The organism is Neptunomonas qingdaonensis (assembly GCF_900113275.1).
Classification (GTDB): domain Bacteria; phylum Pseudomonadota; class Gammaproteobacteria; order Pseudomonadales; family Balneatricaceae; genus Neptunomonas; species Neptunomonas qingdaonensis.
Genome location: NZ_FOOU01000001.1, coordinates 530,814 through 549,251, shown reverse-complemented (window position 1 = coordinate 549,251; position 18,438 = coordinate 530,814). Strand labels below are relative to the sequence as shown.

The following is an 18,438-nucleotide window of genomic DNA, read 5'->3' as shown; positions in this document are numbered from 1 at the left end:
TTCATATATATAATATTGCTTATATGTTTACTTTAGCGATCATGAAGGCCTCGTTATGAATCCAGTACAGTTTTACAAATGCCTAGCTGACGAGACTCGACTGAAATGCGTGCTTCTTATTGAGCATGAAAATGAGCTATGTGTGTGTGAGCTAACGGAAGCCCTGCAAGAAATCCAACCTAAGGTTTCCAGGCACCTCGCTCAATTACGTCAGTGCGGGCTACTGATGGATCGTCGTCAGGGAAAATGGATTTTTTATCGCATTAATCCTGATCTGCCTGAGTGGAGCAAAAAAATCATCACTGAAACGACGTTAAGTAACACCGTTTTTCTTAAGGAAAGTCTATCGAAATTAAGCGATATGGGTGGTCGTCCTGAAAGAATGGCGGCTTGCTGTTAAATATATTTAGCTATACACATATGAAAATTCATATGTTTTGGTTTTAACAAAGGAAATCAACATGGGTATTTTTGAACGCTACCTCTCCGTATGGGTTGCTCTGTGCATAGCAACGGGTGTTCTCCTCGGCTATTGGATACCAGACATATTTTCTATCATTGCCAAACTGGAAGTCGCCCATGTAAATCTGGTTGTTGCCGTTCTCATTTGGGTAATGATATATCCAATGATGGTTCAAATAGATTTTTCCAAGATAAGAGATGTCGGGAAGAAACCGCGCGGGCTTGTCCTTACGCTGATTATAAACTGGCTGATAAAACCCTTTACGATGGCGGCGTTAGGATGGTTGTTTTTCAAAGTACTATTTATTGATTATGTTGATCCCGCATCAGCGAGTGAATATATAGCAGGCATGATTTTGCTGGGTGTTGCCCCTTGTACGGCGATGGTATTTGTATGGAGTCAACTGACTAAAGGTGACGCTAACTACACACTGGTACAAGTGTCCGTAAATGACATCATCATGATTTTTGCTTTTGCTCCGATCACCGCTTTTCTACTGGGCGTTAGTGATATCACTGTCCCATGGGAAACCTTGTTGATATCAGTGATTCTCTACGTTCTTTTACCCTTGATTGCTGGAGTAATTACCCGTCATTATCTTGAGAAAAATAATGACGGAGAACACATTACTTCATTTCTATCCAGTGCAAAGCCTTGGTCTATTGTGGGCTTGTTAGGCACCATTATTCTTTTGTTTGGCTTTCAGGCACTGAGAATTCTGGAGCAACCACTGATTATTATGTTGATAGCCATTCCATTGTTAATTCAGACCTATGGGATTTTTGCCATAGCCTACGCTGCAGCCAAAGTATTGAAACTGCCTTATAACATCGCGGCTCCTGCCTGCATGATCGCTACGTCCAACTTTTTTGAACTCGCCGTTGCTGTCGCTATATCGCTGTTTGGCCTACATTCTGGCGCCGCGTTAGCCACAGTTGTTGGCGTATTAGTTGAAGTGCCTGTGATGCTCTCTCTCGTTTACTTTGCGAATAAAACGCAGCATTGGTTCGCTTTGAATAAATAGCCTGAAATGCCATCTGATCTACAAGGAGTTCGTATGAAAACAGCCCGAAATGCACAGCGTGTATTCGAAGAGATGGAGTGCGAATAATGTCAGCGTTAATAAAGGACTTTACGTCATGTTAGGGATTTTTAGTGATTTTGCGAGTTGGTTTACCTATACCATTCTAGAGTTATCAGCAGAAACCAAGTTGGGAGATGCGGTACATTTTTTTATTGAGGATGTCAGTAAAATATTTGTACTACTGCTTGTTATGATTTACGTGATAGCGCTGATGCGGGCCTCACTGAATGTAGAAACGGTACGTGACTATCTAGCGCGCAAGCATCGTGGGGTAGGCTATTTGATGGGATCAAGCTTTGGAGCTATTACCCCGTTTTGCTCCTGTTCCAGTATCCCTATCTTTCTGGGTTTTACCTCAGCGGGTATTCCCGTGGGTATCACAATGGCATTCTTGATCACCTCTCCACTGATTAATGAAGTGGCTGTGCTCTTACTGATGAGCTTATTGGGCTGGAAGTTTACCGTACTCTACGTAGTGATCGGCATGTCTGTCGGAATTCTGGGAGGCTTATTTCTTGATGCGATTAAAGCCGAGAGGTGGTTGCAATCTTTTGCTGCAAAAGCCCTGGAGAAAGGACAGGCTCAAACGAACGAATCGACCAAGGATGTAGCTAAACCTAAAAAACTTTCCATTAAGGAGCGCCACCAATTCGCAAAAACTGAATCTTTTGAGATTTTTGGCCGAGTCTGGAAGTGGGTGATTATTGGTGTTGGTTTGGGCGCCGCTTTGCACGGTTTTGTCCCCGACGGTTGGATACAGGAACATTTAGGAGACGGCCAATGGTGGTCTGTGCCTGCGGCGGTACTGCTTGGAATACCGCTTTACTCTAATGCAACGGGTGTAATTCCCGTCATGGAGAGCCTCATCGTTAACGGCTTACCTATTGGCACAACATTAGCGTTTTGTATGAGTACAGTAGCTGCCAGTTTTCCTGAATTCATTTTGCTCAAACAAGTGATGCAGTGGAAGCTATTAGCAACACTGTTTGCATTACTTTTGGTTGCTTTTACCTTAGTCGGTTGGCTGTTTAATTTCTTCACTCCATTTCTATAAAGGATAAAACTATGAAAAACATACAAGTACTGGGTAGCGGTTGTGCGAAGTGCATAAAGACAGCGGAAATAATTTCCGAAACAGCTCAAGCATTAGAAATCGATGTAAACGTAACAAAAGAGACCAATCCCGAAGTTATTATGGGTTATGGCGTGATGAGCACACCTGCGGTAGTGATCGATGAAAAACTGATTCATTCCGGATCCGTACCCCAGGTATCCCAAGTCAAAGAATGGTTAGGGCAGGAGTAAATTTCTCATTAATTCGCGCATAATACAGAGTGACACGATATGACTCATCAACATACTCACACCACTAACTATGGTCGATTGTTCGGCATAGGTATCGCTCTGAATATTGGCTATGTTTTGCTAGAACTTTCATTCGGATGGCACATTAATTCTCTCGCGTTACTGGCCGATGCTGCGCATAACGTGGGAGATGTTGCTGGTTTGTTGTTGGCGTGGATAGCGGTGGCTATGGGCAATATCAAAGCCAATCAGCGTCATACTTTTGCCTGGAAAAAAGCATCTATTCTGGCAAGTTTTTTTAATGCAGCGATTTTACTATTGGCAATGGGGGCATTGGCCTGGGAGGCTATCTCCCGATTGGATCAAGTCAATAATGCGCAACCTGAAACCATCATTTGGGTGGCCAGTGTCGGTGTAATAATTAATGCTATTACTGCAGCTCTCTTTATAAAAGGTAGTCAGTCTGATTTAAATATTAGGGGGGCATTCTTGCATATGGCCGCTGATGCGTTGGTATCACTGGCTGTGGTTATTTCTGGCATTCTATATATCTTTTGGCCACTCTCTTGGTTAGATCCAATGATGAGTTTAATTGTCGCAACGGTTGTGGTCTTGAGTACATGGTCATTATTTAAGCGTTCCACTCACCTTTTATTTGAAGGTGTGCCTGATGACATTAACCCTGAATCTGTTAGTGATGCGTTAATTGCCCATCCCCACGTTCAACAAATTCATGACTTGCATATATGGGCTATGTCTACCACTGAAAATTCTCTGAGTGTACATCTTGTTATCAATCAGCCCGATGACAATTCATTTGAATTACTCGAAGAAATTAAAGAGCTGATTCGTCATCAGTTTAAAATTTCACATGTCACCATTCAAATAGAATCATTGAGCTTTGCAGAGCAATGTTCTTCCTTGTCATGTACCTTCGATCCACAACCATTATCTGTGAATTCTGGGGACAGTTTACTTAATTCCTGAATTCTGGGGACAGTTTACTTAATTCCTCAGCGCTGGTGCGATAAACTATTTTCGACAAAGATTTATCTTGGGATTCAGCGGTCATCGCGGTAGCCATTTTAAGACAGGCAAACGTTCAGGTGGCCCAGATTCTCGGCGGGCAGGCGGGGATCTGCAGCCATTGTTCGCGCAGTGTTTTCCAAACGGGAATCAGGACATTTTGAATATCTTCGGTATTATTGCCTAGCATGCGTACCACCAGCAAACCATCTACCCAGGTAGCACCGACGGGTAGTTGCGGCTCAAAGCTTTCGAGTACGGCGCGTACCGATTCAAGATATTCGGCTTCGATAGTGCCGGCTATCAGCGTGGCACTCATGGCGTAGCCTCTTAACCCGGCGGCGCTGTCTATTAAGCTATCGGCCTGTGTTGTCATCTGGTCGACCAGTGTGACCTGCTCATCTATGAATACACGGGTTTTGGCATCGATACTGCCATGACTGAATCGCTCCTGGTTGGCAGGACGGCCGAGGCATTGCAGTTCCCAGCCGATAAAGCGGCTACCCTGTGTCAGGTGGATATCGCTGTGTATTTGCGCATGCGCGCCGGGAAAGCAGATATTCTCTTGCGGCAGCCATTCCAGCGTGCTGTCTTTTTCAACGGTCAATGTCTGGTGCTGGTAGGCCATTTTTTCATCAGAACGATAAAATTTAGTGGCACCCGGGGTAGTAATAACCGTATGTGCACCTGTCTGGGTATGCACGCGAATATCCAGCTGATCACCACCGACAACACCACCAGGAGGATGCAACAGATACGTATGGCAAGGACTGCCTTCGGGATGCAACGGCCGCTGCACAGCGAGGGGGCCTCGCTGCAGGCGGTCCACCAGACGAGTTTTCCCCTGCCGGTGCTGATAACCCAGGTGCAGTCGGGCTTTCCAGCCGATTGAGGATGACGGAGCTTTGAGGTTGGTAACGGGTGCGTTCATACGGTGAGGTACTTTTTAACCAGTTGATCGTCGAGCTTGGCCATGTCGTCTTCAGCTACATGCCGCCCACGGTCGAGAATACAGAAACGGTCGCCGACTTTACGCGCGAAAGGGAGTTTCTGCTCAACCAGCAGGACGGTTAACCCCATTTCGCGATTGAGTTTACGAATGATGTCGCCAATCTCTGTGACTACATTGGGCTGAATTCCTTCGGTAGGCTCATCCAGAATCAGTAACTGAGGATTAACCACCAGTGCACGTCCGATGGCAAGTTGTTGCTGCTGCCCACCGGAAAGATCTCCACCGCGACGATGCATCATTTCAGCCAGTACCGGAAACAGATCAAAGATGTAGTCGGGAATTTTGCGGTCGTTGCGCGCCCTGACAGGCAAACCGGTTTGCAGGTTCTCTTCCACACTCAACAATGGAAAGATCTGCCGTCCTTGCGGTACATAACCAACACCCAAGCGTGGGCGCTGCTCAACCGATGTTTTCATCAGGTCATTGCCCGCCATGGTGATGCTGCCGCTTTTCACCGCCAGATGTCCCATGATGCATTGCAACAAGGTGGTTTTGCCCACCCCATTTCGTCCCATCAAGACCGTGCATTGACCTTCCGGCACGTGCAGGTCTACATCCCAGAGTGTATGGCTTTGCCCGTAAAACTGATTAAGACCTTCGATATTCAGCATCCATCACTCTCCCAGATAAACTTCGACCACTTTCGGGTCCTGCTGTACTTTGCTCATGCGGCCTTCCGACAGAACACTGCCTTGGTGGAGCACGGTGACGGTACGATCGTCACCCGCCAGGTTGCGAACAAAATCCATATCATGTTCAACCACAACCACAGAATGGCGACCGGCCAGCGAGATTAACAGTTCAGCGGTACGATCCATCTCCTGGTGGGTCATACCGGCTACCGGCTCATCTACCAGCAATAATCGCGGTTTTTGCATCAGTAACATACCTATCTCTAACCACTGCTTCTGACCGTGTGATAGTCGGCCTGCCGGCATTTTGGCATTCTCCTGCAGACCAATCAGTTCGATGGTTTCCAGTAGCATGCTGCTTTGTTCGCTATTCAGACGTGCATTGAATATCGACCAGACATCGCGGTCGTCTGCCATCGCCAGTTCGAGGTTTTCCCATACGCTGAGTTCTTCAAATACAGTTGGTTTTTGAAACTTGCGCCCAATGCCTGCCTGCGCAATAGCGGGCTCATCCATGGCTAACAGGTCGATCGTTTGCCCGAACCAGGCTGAGCCGCAATCGGGCCGCGTTTTCCCTGTGATGATATCCATCATGGTGGTTTTACCGGCACCATTGGGGCCGATGATGCAGCGCAGTTCGCCATCATTGATATACAGGTTCAGGTCATTGATCGCTTTAAAGCCATCAAAGCTGACCGAAATACCTTCCAGATAGAGCAAAACCTTATGCGAGACATCCAGTGTTGGTGCCTGCTTAGGCACCAGAAACGGATAGACATGCTCACGATCAACGACGTGTTCTAATGCGGTAATAATGCTCATGCCTGTGCCTCCTTGCGTTGCTGCAGCTTATCGATAAATCCTGTTACCCCTTTTGGTAACAGCAAGGTAACCAGTACAAAAATCCCCCCTAAAGCAAACAGCCAGATTTCCGGCAACTCGGCGGTAAAATAGGTTTTCGCGTAATTGATTAACAGCGCACCAATCACCGCACCATAAAGCGTTGCCCTTCCGCCTACCGCCACCCATACAACGATTTCAATCGAGTTGATCGGTGAGAATTCGTTCGGGTTGATAATGCCCACTTGCGGCACATACAGGGCACCGGCAATACCCGCCAACATGGCTGAGATTACAAAGATCCAGAGTTTTACATTTTCGACCCGGTAGCCCATAAAACGAGCGCGGGATTCAGAATCGCGCACTGCAATACAGACCCGCCCCAGTCGGCTATTCATGATATGTCGACACAGCAGATAGCCTGCAGCTAACGCGACGGCCGATAAAACAAACAAGGTAATTCGGGTACTATCTTCCTGTAACGAGAAGCCCAGCAGATCTTTAAAGTCGGTTAAGCCGTTATTACCGCCAAACCCCATCTCATTACGGTAAAATGCCAGCATCAGCGCATAGGTCATTGCCTGAGTGATGATCGACAGATACACACCGGATACCCGTGAACGAAATGCCAGCCAGCCAAACACAAACGCCAACACGCCGGGCACCAACATGATCATAATGGCGGCAAACCAGAACTGATCAAAACCCTGCCAGAACCATGGCAGCTCCTGCCAGTTTAGAAAGACCATAAAATCCGGTAATTCAGGATTACCGTATACACCACGATCACCAATCTGACGCATCAGGTACATGCCCATGGCGTATCCGCCTAAGGCAAAAAAAGCCCCATGTCCCAGCGTCAGTATGCCTAAGTATCCCCAGACCAGATCGACAGCCACCGCTAATAACGCCAGCGTCAGGTATTTACCCATCAAGGTGACGGTATAAGTGGGTACATGCAGTGGGTTAGATTCAGGAACCAGCAGATTAAGCAGTGGCACCAGAATGGTTATCACCAGCAGCACTCCCAGCATAATCTGGCCGCCACGGTCGTTTTTCAAAATATTCAGCAGTCCCATGGCCTAACCCTCCGCCGCACGGCCACGTTGTGGGAATAACCCGCGTGGTCGCTTCTGAATAAACAGAATAATAAAAATCAACATCAGTACTTTAGCGAGCACAGCCCCAGCCCAGGGTTCGAGCACCTTATTAGCCACACCCAGGCTTAACCCGGCAACCAATGTGCCCCAAAGATTACCCACACCGCCAAACACCACCACCATGAAGGAGTCGATAATGTACGCCTGCCCCATGTTTGGCCCTACGTTGGTCAGCTGAGATAACGCGACGCCCGCAATACCGGCAACCCCTGAACCAAGGCCAAAGGTTAACGCGTCGACACGGTTAGAACGTATACCCATCGCGCGTGCCATCGCACGGTTCTGTGATACCGCACGCACTTGCAACCCCAGCGCGGTCTTTTTCAGTACCAGCAGTAATGCTACAAATACGATCAGGCAGAATAAAATGATGTAGAGTCGGCTTAAGGTGAGAGAAAACACCGGATTAATCTGAATTAAGCCACTCATCCAGTCAGGTGTTTCGACACTGCGGTTCAACGGAGAGAAAACTGAACGTACTGCCTGTTGTAAAATCAGGCTGATACCGAACGTTGCCAACAGCGTCTCCAGCGGACGTCCATAAAGAAAACGAATCACACCCCGCTCGATGCCGATGCCGACTAAACCAGAAACGACAAACGCCGCCGGAATAGCGACTAAAATAGACCACTCAATATGATCAGGCATGAGTAACTGAATAACGTAGGTCGTATAAGCGCCGATCATGATGAGTTCGCCATGCGCCATATTGATCACGCCCATCACGCCAAAGGTGATCGCTAAACCGATACCGGCCAACACCAGCACTGAACCCAGACTCAAACCAAAATAGAAAGTTTCCAGCCAGCCATAGTACTGAACTTTGTCTTCAATACCTTTTAGTACAATCTGTGCCTGCTTTTTTAGCTGCGGACTTTCGGTTGTAGAAACAAATGTCATTAACGCACTGCGCGACTCTTGCTCCAGGGAACCATCTAACTGCTCTATTGCATTGGACAGCAATACGTCATCACTGCTTTTGAGATCATTGATAGCCAGTGCAATATTGATCATCTCACGGACTTTTTTACTCTCTTCGATAAAAAAGCGGGCTTTTAGCGTGGTCACCGTATCGGGCGTAATATCTTTAAGCAGATCGCGCACCGCCGCTTCACGCTGTTGCGGATTGTCGGCATTTAATCCCAATTCCGCTTTAATTCGATTAATCACGCCACGCATTTTATTGTTTAGCGTGACTTTTTTGTAATCTCGTTTTTTTGTAATTACCTGCTCATTGCCCGCCAAGTCTTTCGCGACTTTCCCTTTGTCATATTCGGTAATGATATACAGCTGCTTTTCTTTTTTGTGGTAGTACAGCTGGCTATCAGACAAAAGCTGCAGTATTTCACTGGTACGCGGATGTGATGTTTCTGCCAATCGCGACAACGCACGACTCTTCTCATCAAAATCACCATCGATCAGTAACTGACTCACCTCTTGTAACGACTGCGAATCATCAGCCGCCATCACAGGGCTGCTGATTAACACCGATACGAGGAACAGACAGCTCAATAGATACCGGAAAATATGGCGTATGCTAAAGGTCATCATAAAAAACTCTCACGCGGGGACTACGGAAGGAGCCTGCCTGCAAAATCGCAAGCAGGCTCTTTGAATCAACGATTAGTTAACAACACCGGATTAAAAGTTTTGCCCGGAACACTTGGCTGTTTTAACGTTGTAGTTACCGCAGGACAGAGGCGCTCTCCAATCAGAGATCAGGTCTTTTGATCCTTCAAGGTAATCAGACCATGCATCACCAGCAACGGTACCCGATGTATTCCAGACCACTTCAAACTGACCATCATCCTGTATTTCACCAATCAGGACGGGCTTAGTAATATGATGATTTGGCATCATGGTGGCGTATCCACCTGTCAGGTTAGGCACAGCAACGCCGATAATAGATTCCTGCACGGCGGTCGGGTCGGTTGTCCCTGCTTTTTTAACCGCTTCGACCCACATGTTGAAACCTAAGTAATGCGCTTCCATTGGGTCATTGGTGACACGGTCTTCATTTTTGACGTGCTTCTGCCATGCCTCGATAAACTCATCATTGGCTTCACTATCAACACTCATGAAGTAGTTCCAGGCTGCCAAATGACCGACCAGTGGGCCTGTATCAATACCCGACAACTCCTCTTCCCCTACCGAGAAAGCAACGACAGGAATATCAGAAGCAGCGACGCCCTGTGAACCCAGCTCTTTATAGAAAGGAACGTTCGCATCGCCGTTGATGGTAGATACAACGGCAGTTTTCTTACCTGTTGAGCCGAATTTCTTAATATCTGAAACGATCGACTGCCAGTCAGAGTGACCAAACGGCGTGTAATTAACCATGATATCTTCAGGCGCTACCCCTTTCGCTTTAAGGTAGGCTTCGAGAATTTTGTTGGTAGTACGTGGATAAACATAATCCGTACCGGCCAGAACCCAGCGTTCAACACCTTGATTCATTAGGTAATCAACGGCAGGAACCGCCTGTTGGTTAGGCGCTGCGCCGGTATAGAATACATTTTTAGAGGATTCTTCACCCTCATACTGCACGGGATAAAACAGCAAGCTGTTAGTTTCTTCAAAAACGGGTAATACAGATTTACGCGATACCGATGTCCAGCAGCCAAAAACAGCATCTACTTTTTCTTTAGAAACCAGTTCACGTGCTTTCTCAGCAAACAACGGCCAGTTGGATGCAGGGTCGACAACAACCGCTTCCAGTTTTTTACCTAACAATCCACCTTTAGCGTTCTGCTCATCAATCAGCATCAACATAGTGTCTTTCAGGGTAGTTTCACTGATCGCCATCGTGCCGGACAACGAATGTAAAATACCTACTTTAATAGTGTCTTCTGCCAAAGCAGCTTGGGAACCAGCCGAAAGCGCCATTGCACAAGCCGCGCCTAACATTGTCTTTTTAAATGTCTTCACCGTTGATGCTCCTCTCATTATAGTTAGGGAGCCTACTGCACAAGCCATTCCATTTTTTAAATTATTTTTAAATTCAACACCTTAACAAGACAAAAAGTCACTGACTGATATCGCGACGCACAACTATCGACCACGTTTTAAATAGATGAACGAAAGCTCGCACCTTTTTAGGGCGCATCTGTAGCGCCGCTTTATAGGGCAAACCTAATCGATTTCGTTCAGGTATGAAATTAAATCACTTTCCTGCTGTCAGACATAAAACTGTCACATATCTAATGCATGATGACAGGGCTAATTTATAAAAAAGAGGAAACAAGGATGGAACACCATCATATAAGTGTTCAGCTGACGCAATTGCTGAAACGCGGTTATTCAATGAGCGATGCAAAAAATTTATTAAATGTTCCACAGGAGATAACAGAACAGGCCGGCGTCGAACTCGTCGCTAGTAAACATTCTGAGCTGCGAGCGCTGCATAGCCAGTATCACCAGGCGAGATATGCAATGAGGCTACCAGGATAACAACCATAGCCCCCCTCGTTGTTATTTCACTCACAACGAAGCCGCTTCTTGATATTTATCATGTTAACCAGAACTTTCTTCCCTCAGACTTATTATTCATGGCATATTAATACCACTTCATCTATTTTTACCTATGGTGAAACGACCTAAACTGCCGATTGTTACCTGAATACTAATTACACGTGAACCTATATAAAGGTATTACTATGAAAAAAGTTCTGATTCTGGCAGCTGCTGCTGCAATGTTGCTTCCTGCTGCTGCTAACGCTGAACGCACTGGTGAAGAAGTTTATAAAACCAAATGCTTCGTTTGTCATGACTTCGGCATTGCTGGCGCACCAAAAAAAGGTGACGCTGCCGCATGGGAACCCCGTCTCGTTAAAGGTGCTGATGGACTGCTAGCCACCGCTACATCAGGCATTCTCGCTATGCCGCCTAAAGGTACGTGCATGGATTGTACTGATGCTGAATTAGCGGCCGCTATCGAGCATATGACAAGCGACCTTAAGTAATAATGGATGCTTATAAAAAACCGCCTTATGGCGGTTTTTTTGTATATAAAGAAAAATCTATACCCTCTTAGAAAATCTCATTAGGCGCTAAACGCTCCCCCTCTGTATCCCCAAAACCTCTCGCCTGAACTTTCTCAAGTAGCTCTTTGTCTTTACCTTTCTGGATAATAATTTCCACACGCCTGTTGGTCGCACGATTGGCCGCTGAATCATTCGGTACCAGAGGCTTACTGTCTGCATGGCCAATAATCTGATATTGCGATTGATTAATACGCGGGTCATCAAACAGCTCATTAGCCACCGCCAGCGCACGCGCGGCCGACAGATCCCAATTTGACTGAAACGCTCTACCAGAATAAGGCACATTATCGGTATGCCCTTCTATAGAAACCCCGCCTCGCACGTCCAGTAAAACATCGCGGATTTTAGCCACCACAGGGATATACTCAAACTTCAGTTCCGCAGAACCGGAGGGAAATGAGCCTTTTTCTTTTACCCGGATAATTACCTTGAGCTCATTTGCTTCGACTTCCACGCTACCATCGCCAATTTCCTGTGCTAACGCCGTCGCAAACTTAATCGCCTGCTCTTTGGCTTCTTCCTGCAACTGCTGTTGCAGCTGTTCTATCAGTTCAGCCTCATTCTGTTGCTTGTCGAGGTTTTCTGCCTCCCCCACTTTGGAGCGAATATCCAGAGTATTCATATCATTGTTAACCGTCATCTGACGGACTTCATTGATAGGTGTCGGCTCAGGACGGCCAGGGCTGAATTCTTGCGCAATAATCGACGTGCCTTTCGGGATGTCTTCAACCTTGATCTGATTTTGCACACCAAAGGCTTCCCGCATTGATCCTGCCAACTGTTTAAACTTAAGTACGTCCATCTCTGAAAAAGACAGCAGCAATACGAAGAAGCACATCAACAGTGACATCAAATCCGCAAACGTAGCCAACCAGCCAGGTAACCCCGCAGGGCATGGTGGACAATCTTGTTCTTCATCACTCATCTGTCAAATCCTCTAACTGGCCATAACCCGTTTCTTCTCAGGTAGGTAGTTTCTGAGCATTTGTTCGATAACGCGTGGATTCTGACCTGCCTGAATGGCCAGCAGACCATCAATAATCAGTGCTTGATTAAGGGCTTCTTCATTCTTACGCATCGATAATTTATCTGCCATCGGCAAGACAATCATGGTAGCGATCATAGCGCCATACAAGGTTGTCAGCAGTGCCACGGCCATCGCAGGCCCGATAGATTTAGGATCACTCATGTTAGCAAGCATCTGCACCAGACCTACCAATGTCCCGATCATCCCCATGGCAGGTGCCACATCCCCCATCGCTCTAAATATATCACTGCCGAATTCATGGCGTTCATAGGTCAGTTTCATCTCTTTATTCAGCAGTGTTCGCACTATGTCGGGATCATGTCCATCAACCAGCAACTGAATACCGCGCTGCATAAAATCGGAACTAACGGTTTTATCTTCAAGGGAGAGCAACCCCCCTTTACGTGCAGCATCAGCCAGCTCAACAGTTTCGTTGATAATGTCTTCCGGGCTTATCGATTTAAACATAAAGGCTTTACCGGCAATTTTACCGGCTGTCAAAAACTGCCCCAATGTAAACTTCATCAAGGCGACTAAAAGCGTGCCGCCAACCACAATAAGTAAAGAAGGTGGGTTAACAAATGTACCTACATCACCGCCGGTAACCATTGCGGCAACGACAATACCTAAGCTGCCTATTAACCCGACGAGCGTCGCTATATCCACACAAATCTCCTTTTAAGACAAGCTAATACCTGTTTGTCTGTTTTATTTTAGAGGATAATACCAGAATAGATTACTGGTATACTCTATCGACATAGCTTTATGTCGGCAGTTGTAAGTATAGGTTTATGTCGGCAGTTTTATGAATTGATTTACCCCTAGTTTTATAAAGAGTTTTAGAAAGAGTTTTAGAATCAGTTTTAAATTCGTTTTAGAATCAGTTTTCGATTCGTTTTTTTACGCTTTGCCCAGTAGGAATCCCATGACGCCTCGCAAGAAAAAAACACCTGACTTTGAACAAGCGCTCGCTGATCTGGAGTCACTGGTTACCCAGATGGAACAAGGGGACTTAACCCTTGAAGCATCCCTTAGCGCTTTCGAAGAAGGCATCAAACTGACCCGCGAGTGCCAGACAATACTCGACCAGGCCGAACAGAAAGTTGAAATTCTCACCTCCAAAAACGGTGAACTGAAAACTGCACCTTTCCACATAGAACAGGAATAATCACGTGGCACTGCAAACCGCCATTAAGACATATCATCATCGTGTCGAAGAGCAGCTCAAACATTCACTTGTGCATAACAGTATAGAACCCCTTCTTCAGGATGCTATGCGCTATGCACTATTTAATGGCGGAAAACGTGTCCGGCCACTGCTGGTCTACCTCGTTAATCAGCTACTCAATGGTGATATCAGCAAAGCCGATCCAGCTGCCTGTGCGATTGAGTGTATTCATAGCTATTCGCTGGTACATGATGACTTGCCCGCGATGGATGATGATGATCTTCGGCGTGGAAAGCCCACCTGCCATATCGCTTTTGATGAGGCCACGGCGATTTTGGCGGGTGACGCCCTGCAGTGCTTTGCTTTTGAACTATTAACCACCGCTGACAATAACGCCGAAACAAAACTGCAGATGATCTCAGTACTGGCAAAAGCCAGTGGTGATCGCGGTATGGTTGCCGGCCAGGCATTTGATTTAAGCCATGTAGATAAAGCGCTGACCCTTGAGCAACTAAAACAGATGCACGCCCACAAAACCGGTGCGCTGATCAACGCCTCTATAGAATTGGGTTACCTGTCTGCCAATTGCACAGATACGTCATTAAAAGCCGCCTTACTTGCCTACGGCGATGCTATCGGGCTGGCGTTTCAGGTGAAAGACGACATCCTCGATATCGAAGGCGATACCCAAACATTAGGAAAGCCCCAGGGATCAGACCTGCAACAAAATAAACCGACCTACCCTGCTCTGCTGGGTATGGAGGGCGCTAAAGCAAAACTCGACCAGCTTCATCAAGCCGCGTTCGATGCGTTACGACCGTTTGGCGACCAAGGCATATTATTACGTCAGCTAGCTGACTATATTGTTCGCCGGACCCATTAATGTTTACGCATATCCCGACAACGCGTCCTGATACTCCGCTACTGGATAGCATCGACTTTCCTGCTGACCTGCGCCGCTTACCTGAAGAGCAGCTCGTCGAGATTGCACAACAACTCAGGGCCTTCCTGCTCTACAGTGTTGGCCAGACCGGCGGGCATTTTGGTGCGGGTCTTGGCGTGGTTGAGCTCACCATTGCACTGCATTATCTGCTGAATACCCCAAAAGACCATATGGTCTGGGATGTTGGTCACCAGAGTTATCCACATAAAATTCTAACGGGCCGCCGTGAGCAGATGCTCAGCATGCGTCATAAAGATGGATTAGCGCCGTTTCCACGGCGGGAAGAAAGCATCTACGACGACTTTGGCACGGGCCACTCCAGCACATCCATCAGTGCAGCTTTAGGTATGGCGGTTGCCGACCAGTTAAATGGCAAAGAGACGAAAACGGTCGCGATCATTGGTGATGGCGCACTTACGGCAGGTATGGCTTTTGAAGCGCTTAACCATGCAGCTCATACCAACGCGAATATACTGGTAGTACTGAACGACAATGATATGTCAATTTCGCGTAATGAAGGCGGCTTAGCGACTTATCTGGCAAAGAACCTGAAAAAGGACCTGAAGCGGACTAAAGGCAGCCGCAGTGAAACCACCGCGGCCCTGTTCGAAGCGCTCGCTTTTGAGTATCGCGGGCCTATTGATGGTCACGACTTTGAGGTACTGCTACCCGCATTGAAAGACGCATTGCACAAACCAGGCCCACAGTTTTTGCACATTACCACCCAAAAGGGTAAAGGATTTCAACCCGCCGAAGCAGACCCGGTTGGCTACCATGCGATTACCAAACTGGAACCTATCACTACCCCGAAGAAAACCAAACAAGCAACATTTGCTAACCATTTCGGGCGCTGGTTATTGCATACAGCCCAACAAGACAAAAGACTGATTGGGATTACACCCGCGATGCCCGAAGGTTCAGACCTGATTGCGTTTTCACAAGCCTTTCCTGAACGCTATTTCGATGTCGCCATAGCAGAACAACATGCCTTAACTTTCGCAGCAGGTCTGGCCTGCGCCGGAACCAAGCCTGTCGTAGCGATCTACTCCACTTTTTTGCAGCGTGCGTACGACCAACTTATTCATGACATTGCAATTCAGTCTCTTGACGTGCTGCTGGCTGTCGACCGGGCGGGCCTGGTTGGCGAAGATGGTGCGACACATGCCGGCTGTTTCGATATAGCAGCGCTACGCTGTATTCCTGGCATGGTCATCATGACACCGGCTGATGAGCAGGAACAATGGCTGATGCTGAACACCGGCTATCAACATAAAGGCCCGGCTGCTGTCAGATACCCACGTGGCAGCGGCGCCTGCCCAACCCCCATCTATAACGATGAGATCCTGCCAATAGGTAAAGCAAGGCTGTTAATCTCGGGGAGGTCTGGCACCGCCATCCTCAACTTCGGCCCGTTCCTCGCCGAGGCAAAAAAACTGGCTGACAAAGAACAACACACGCTGGTCGATATGCGTTTTGTTAAGCCATTGGATACAGAACTGCTCAGCATTCTGATGAAAACCCATCAACACTTTATCAGTATTGAAGACCATGCCGTACAAGGAGGTGCAGGTTCCGCTGTCGCTGAATTTGTTGCCCAATCCAACTGGCAAGGCACACTGAAAATACATGGCATTCCAGACCGCTGGATAGAGCATGCATCCAGAGAGGCTCAATGCGTTGATACTATATTTAAGTATTTGTAACCCCCTCGATTAATTTTTTACTCCTATCTTATTTTGAACATTCGTTAACAAACCAGTTTGACTTAGAAATTATGGTCTATAATTTTTGAACAAATAGACAAAAGTTACGGACACTCTAGGTTTACCGGAAATTGGTTTACCGAAAATAGGCCTCCTGAAAAATCAGACAAAAGCTGTCCGCTTTTAGAAATACCCTTATATGTTTTTTGGATAGTGCATGCTTGATTCAAACACTGACAATTTAACCAGCAGCGAAACCACGTCGGTCAATTCACAAGAAATTGAACACTGGCTGGATTGGCAGTGCAGAATGATTTCTGATGTGAATCATGGTGGCATTTTTTTATCCACGAAAAACGATATAAGCTCCCTAAAACCGGCGGCACTTTGGCCAGCTTCGGGGCAGACATCCTCTACACTGCAAAGCATCGCTGCCAAAACAATTAAAGGTGGCGCTGGCATTGCACAAAAAGAGGTGAGCAATAATGCAGAAGTTTTCGACTATGTTGCCTACCCTTTGTTCCAGAAAGACCGCGTAATCGGCGCCGTGGTTTTAGCACTGGAAATTCGCTCAGAAGCTCAGCGCCAGGCAGTTTTACAACTGTTACAGTGGGGTGCCATCTGGGCTGAAAAAACACTTGAGCGTTACTACAGTGACCGCCGCCGAACACCCACTCTGGTATTAGACGCCGTTGCCGTATGCTCAAAAAATGAACCACTCGCGATCACAGCGCATCATCTGTGTAATTATCTGGCCGACAACTTCGATTGCTCGCGGGTAGTACTCGGTTTTTGCAAAGGTTTACAAGTACAGATTCTGGGCATGTCTCATCAGTTGCAATTTGACCGACGTATTGTGCGGGTAAGCCAAATTGAATTTGCCATGGAAGAATGTATCGAATATGGCAAGCCTATTATTATTCCGGACAATACATCAGAGCAGCCCGGATCCATCCATATTCATGCGCAACAGCTCTTAAATTCAAACAAGGGCTCGATATGCTCTATTCCTCTTTCCTGTGACAATACGTTAATCGGCGTCATCACTTTATTCAGTGAAAAAACCAACCGCTTTGACAATAAAGTTATCGATCAACTGAGCACTATAACTCAACATCTGGCTCCCATCTTCCATCTGAGACAAATCAAATCGCAACCAGGCTGGAAAAACTCTTTACATAAAATAGGAACACACGGACAACGCCTGACAAGCGCTGGAAACATAGGTTTTAAAGCATTGACGGCTATTTGCCTTACCGCTCTGTTGCTCATTACCTTCCTTGAAACAGACCACCTCGTTACGGCACAGGCTACGGTTGAGGGATCCATGCAACAAGCTGTCGTCGCTCCTTTTAGCAGCTATATCGCAACGGCCAACGCAAGGGCCGGCGATAGCGTCACAAAAGATCAGATACTGGCGACTTTAGATAACCGGGATCTATTACTGCAACAGGAAAAATGGCTAAGCGAGCGCGAGAAACATTCCAAGGAATACCAGGAGGCCCTTGCCATCAGAGATAGAGCTCAAGTCAGCGCTCTGATAGCACGCATTGCACAAACGGATGCGCAGTTACATCACATTGACGAACAGCTGCAGCATACCCAGTTACGTGCACCGTTTAACGGGTTATTGATCAGTGGCGACTGGAGCAGAGCGCTAGGCGTACCCGTAGAGCGTGGGCAATTACTATTTGAAATAGTGCCCGCCGAAGGCTACCGGGTTGCATTACAAGTCAATGATCACGACATTGCCGGGATAGCCTCTGAGCAGCAAGGCCGTTTACGTTTAGCCGGGTTGCCCGAGCAACCTATTCAACTGTCAGTGTCTCGTATTGTTCCTATTTCTTCCGCCAGACAAGGCGACAATCATTTTAGGGTTGAAGCAGAGATAACTGACGAGCAGCCGGGATTACGCCCGGGCATGCAAGGCGTTGCAAAAGTTAACATTGGCCGTGCCAGTATAATAAAAGTATGGACCTGGTCATTACTCAATCGATTACGCCTGTGGGCGTGGTCGCTAGGTTTATAAACT

Annotated in this window: 19 protein-coding genes; 11 read left to right on the top strand and 8 right to left on the bottom strand. The window is 47.1% G+C overall.

Annotation, left to right across the window (positions count from 1 at the left end):
* Positions 1-55 precede the first annotated feature (55 nt).
* The 5 genes from BM099_RS02435 to BM099_RS02415 all read left to right on the top strand — a co-directional run bounded on the left by BM099_RS02435 (position 56) and on the right by BM099_RS02415 (position 3,839).
* On the top strand, positions 56-400 hold the full coding sequence (locus tag BM099_RS02435; protein ID WP_090723870.1) for a metalloregulator ArsR/SmtB family transcription factor: 345 nt from the start codon (positions 56-58) through the stop codon (positions 398-400).
* Between the two features lie 61 nt (positions 401-461).
* Positions 462-1,487, top strand: a complete 1,026-nt coding sequence (gene arsB, locus BM099_RS02430; protein ID WP_090723869.1) for an ACR3 family arsenite efflux transporter — start codon at positions 462-464, stop codon at positions 1,485-1,487.
* A 115-nt stretch (positions 1,488-1,602) separates the two neighbouring features.
* The gene (locus tag BM099_RS02425) at positions 1,603-2,601 is read left to right on the top strand and encodes a permease (RefSeq protein WP_090723867.1); all 999 of its coding nucleotides are present in this window, start codon (positions 1,603-1,605) and stop codon (positions 2,599-2,601) included.
* 11 nt (positions 2,602-2,612) lie between these two features.
* The gene (locus BM099_RS02420; protein ID WP_090723864.1) at positions 2,613-2,852 is read left to right on the top strand and encodes a thioredoxin family protein; all 240 of its coding nucleotides are present in this window, start codon (positions 2,613-2,615) and stop codon (positions 2,850-2,852) included.
* A gap of 39 nt (positions 2,853-2,891) precedes the next feature.
* Entirely contained in the window at positions 2,892-3,839 is a 948-nt protein-coding gene (locus BM099_RS02415; protein ID WP_090723862.1) for a cation diffusion facilitator family transporter, read from the top strand.
* Positions 3,840-3,954: 115 nt separating this feature from the next.
* Here the strand turns inward: BM099_RS02415 and BM099_RS02410 are convergent, their stop codons facing one another.
* From BM099_RS02410 to urtA, 6 genes are all read right to left on the bottom strand, one after another.
* Entirely contained in the window at positions 3,955-4,809 is an 855-nt protein-coding gene (locus tag BM099_RS02410) for an urease accessory protein UreD (RefSeq protein ID WP_090723859.1), read from the bottom strand.
* Entirely contained in the window at positions 4,806-5,501 is a 696-nt protein-coding gene (gene urtE, locus BM099_RS02405; protein WP_090723856.1) for an urea ABC transporter ATP-binding subunit UrtE, read from the bottom strand. The genes BM099_RS02410 and urtE overlap by 4 nt, the downstream gene beginning before the upstream one ends.
* Before the next feature lie 3 nt (positions 5,502-5,504).
* Positions 5,505-6,344 (bottom strand): urea ABC transporter ATP-binding protein UrtD, encoded by an 840-nt coding sequence (gene urtD / locus BM099_RS02400; RefSeq protein WP_090723854.1) that lies wholly within the window; start codon positions 6,342-6,344, stop codon positions 5,505-5,507.
* Entirely contained in the window at positions 6,341-7,441 is a 1,101-nt protein-coding gene (gene urtC / locus BM099_RS02395; protein ID WP_090723851.1) for an urea ABC transporter permease subunit UrtC, read from the bottom strand. The genes urtD and urtC overlap by 4 nt, the downstream gene beginning before the upstream one ends.
* Before the next feature lie 3 nt (positions 7,442-7,444).
* A complete protein-coding gene (urtB, locus tag BM099_RS02390) occupies positions 7,445-9,070 on the bottom strand; it encodes an urea ABC transporter permease subunit UrtB (protein ID WP_177201067.1) in 1,626 nt (541 codons plus the stop codon).
* 93 nt (positions 9,071-9,163) lie between these two features.
* A complete protein-coding gene (gene urtA, locus BM099_RS02385; protein ID WP_090723848.1) occupies positions 9,164-10,429 on the bottom strand; it encodes an urea ABC transporter substrate-binding protein in 1,266 nt (421 codons plus the stop codon).
* A 339-nt stretch (positions 10,430-10,768) separates the two neighbouring features.
* Here urtA and BM099_RS02380 point away from each other — a divergent pair, with 339 nt between their 5' ends.
* Positions 10,769-10,972 carry a hypothetical protein gene (locus BM099_RS02380; protein WP_090723845.1) on the top strand — a complete coding sequence of 68 codons (204 nt, stop codon included), beginning with the start codon at positions 10,769-10,771 and terminating at the stop codon, positions 10,970-10,972.
* A 206-nt stretch (positions 10,973-11,178) separates the two neighbouring features.
* Entirely contained in the window at positions 11,179-11,484 is a 306-nt protein-coding gene (locus tag BM099_RS02375) for a c-type cytochrome (RefSeq protein WP_090723843.1), read from the top strand.
* Positions 11,485-11,551: 67 nt separating this feature from the next.
* Here the strand turns inward: BM099_RS02375 and BM099_RS02370 are convergent, their stop codons facing one another.
* A complete protein-coding gene (locus BM099_RS02370; RefSeq protein WP_090723840.1) occupies positions 11,552-12,490 on the bottom strand; it encodes a flagellar motor protein MotB in 939 nt (312 codons plus the stop codon).
* A 12-nt stretch (positions 12,491-12,502) separates the two neighbouring features.
* A complete protein-coding gene (pomA, locus tag BM099_RS02365) occupies positions 12,503-13,258 on the bottom strand; it encodes a flagellar motor protein PomA (RefSeq protein WP_090723838.1) in 756 nt (251 codons plus the stop codon).
* A gap of 259 nt (positions 13,259-13,517) precedes the next feature.
* Here pomA and BM099_RS02360 point away from each other — a divergent pair, with 259 nt between their 5' ends.
* From BM099_RS02360 to BM099_RS02345, 4 genes are all read left to right on the top strand, one after another.
* A complete protein-coding gene (locus tag BM099_RS02360) occupies positions 13,518-13,760 on the top strand; it encodes an exodeoxyribonuclease VII small subunit (RefSeq protein WP_090723836.1) in 243 nt (80 codons plus the stop codon).
* A gap of 4 nt (positions 13,761-13,764) precedes the next feature.
* Positions 13,765-14,643 (top strand): polyprenyl synthetase family protein, encoded by an 879-nt coding sequence (locus BM099_RS02355; protein ID WP_090723834.1) that lies wholly within the window; start codon positions 13,765-13,767, stop codon positions 14,641-14,643.
* Complete coding sequence (locus tag BM099_RS02350) at positions 14,643-16,406, top strand: 1-deoxy-D-xylulose-5-phosphate synthase (protein ID WP_090723832.1); 1,764 nt, start codon at positions 14,643-14,645, stop codon at positions 16,404-16,406. Before BM099_RS02355 ends, BM099_RS02350 begins: the two co-directional genes overlap by 1 nt.
* A gap of 217 nt (positions 16,407-16,623) precedes the next feature.
* On the top strand, positions 16,624-18,435 hold the full coding sequence (locus BM099_RS02345) for a GAF domain-containing protein (protein ID WP_090723829.1): 1,812 nt from the start codon (positions 16,624-16,626) through the stop codon (positions 18,433-18,435).
* The last annotated feature ends 3 nt before the right edge of the window (positions 18,436-18,438 follow it).

Excerpts from the sequence above, each read along its gene's own strand:
- BM099_RS02435 (WP_090723870.1), top strand. The coding sequence starts at position 56 with ATGAATCCAGTACAGTTTTACAAATGCCTAGCTGACGAGACTCGACTG.
- arsB (WP_090723869.1), top strand. The coding sequence starts at position 462 with ATGGGTATTTTTGAACGCTACCTCTCCGTATGGGTTGCTCTGTGCATA.
- BM099_RS02425 (WP_090723867.1), top strand. The coding sequence starts at position 1,603 with ATGTTAGGGATTTTTAGTGATTTTGCGAGTTGGTTTACCTATACCATT.
- BM099_RS02420 (WP_090723864.1), top strand. The coding sequence starts at position 2,613 with ATGAAAAACATACAAGTACTGGGTAGCGGTTGTGCGAAGTGCATAAAG.
- BM099_RS02415 (WP_090723862.1), top strand. The coding sequence starts at position 2,892 with ATGACTCATCAACATACTCACACCACTAACTATGGTCGATTGTTCGGC.
- BM099_RS02410 (WP_090723859.1), bottom strand. The coding sequence starts at position 4,809 with ATGAACGCACCCGTTACCAACCTCAAAGCTCCGTCATCCTCAATCGGC.
- urtE (WP_090723856.1), bottom strand. The coding sequence starts at position 5,501 with ATGCTGAATATCGAAGGTCTTAATCAGTTTTACGGGCAAAGCCATACA.
- urtD (WP_090723854.1), bottom strand. The coding sequence starts at position 6,344 with ATGAGCATTATTACCGCATTAGAACACGTCGTTGATCGTGAGCATGTC.
- urtC (WP_090723851.1), bottom strand. The coding sequence starts at position 7,441 with ATGGGACTGCTGAATATTTTGAAAAACGACCGTGGCGGCCAGATTATG.
- urtB (WP_177201067.1), bottom strand. The coding sequence starts at position 9,070 with ATGACCTTTAGCATACGCCATATTTTCCGGTATCTATTGAGCTGTCTG.
- urtA (WP_090723848.1), bottom strand. The coding sequence starts at position 10,429 with ATGTTAGGCGCGGCTTGTGCAATGGCGCTTTCGGCTGGTTCCCAAGCT.
- BM099_RS02380 (WP_090723845.1), top strand. The coding sequence starts at position 10,769 with ATGGAACACCATCATATAAGTGTTCAGCTGACGCAATTGCTGAAACGC.
- BM099_RS02375 (WP_090723843.1), top strand. The coding sequence starts at position 11,179 with ATGAAAAAAGTTCTGATTCTGGCAGCTGCTGCTGCAATGTTGCTTCCT.
- BM099_RS02370 (WP_090723840.1), bottom strand. The coding sequence starts at position 12,490 with ATGAGTGATGAAGAACAAGATTGTCCACCATGCCCTGCGGGGTTACCT.
- BM099_RS02360 (WP_090723836.1), top strand. The coding sequence starts at position 13,518 with ATGACGCCTCGCAAGAAAAAAACACCTGACTTTGAACAAGCGCTCGCT.
- BM099_RS02350 (WP_090723832.1), top strand. The coding sequence starts at position 14,643 with ATGTTTACGCATATCCCGACAACGCGTCCTGATACTCCGCTACTGGAT.
- BM099_RS02345 (WP_090723829.1), top strand. The coding sequence starts at position 16,624 with ATGCTTGATTCAAACACTGACAATTTAACCAGCAGCGAAACCACGTCG.